The 541-nt window shown below is 59.0% G+C and carries 1 pseudogene; it reads right to left on the bottom strand.

Going from position 1 to position 541, the window contains the following annotated elements:
* Window positions 1-541 (bottom strand): annotated as a pseudogene (locus KO537_RS22955) (hypothetical protein); the annotation flags it as partial.

Here is a 541-nt window from a genome sequence, read left to right as displayed (position 1 = left end):
TGGTGTACCCGCATTCGTCGGTGTGTCTGCGACGGCTGTAGGCGCATCGGTTTGCGTGCCATCATCTGTCATCGATGGCGAACCGTTGCCCATCACTGGTGGGGTTGTACCGCTGCCATTAACAGCCGCGGGACCACGAGGATGAGCTGTCGCAGCACTCGGCGCTGCATCTGGGGTTGTCCCCAAATTACGTCTAGGTCCTTGGGTGTAATTGCTGCCCGTTTGCGCACCCTGACTCAGATTCACTGGTGTTGAACTACTCACCTCCCATTTACGGCCGGTGTATCCTTGTGCAGCATTCGCCTCAGGCACCACTGTTGCAGGGGTATCTTCCGTAGGCACGCCATCCGTCTGTGACATTAAAGGCGTGTTTGTGGTGTTCGCCGCGACAGGCGGACGAGCCGATGTCCCCGCATTCGTCGGTGTTTCTGCGACGGCTGTCGGAACATCGACTTGAGTGCCATCATCTGTCATCGATGGCGAACCGTTGCCCATCACTGGTGGGGTTGTACCGCTGCCATTGCCAGCCGCGGGACCACCG

This window comes from Shewanella sp. NKUCC01_JLK (genome assembly GCF_019345615.1).
In the GTDB taxonomy this organism is placed as follows: domain Bacteria; phylum Pseudomonadota; class Gammaproteobacteria; order Enterobacterales; family Shewanellaceae; genus Shewanella; species Shewanella oncorhynchi.
The sequence above is the reverse complement of the archived record's forward strand: the minus strand, read 5'-3'. Positions and strand labels throughout refer to the sequence as shown.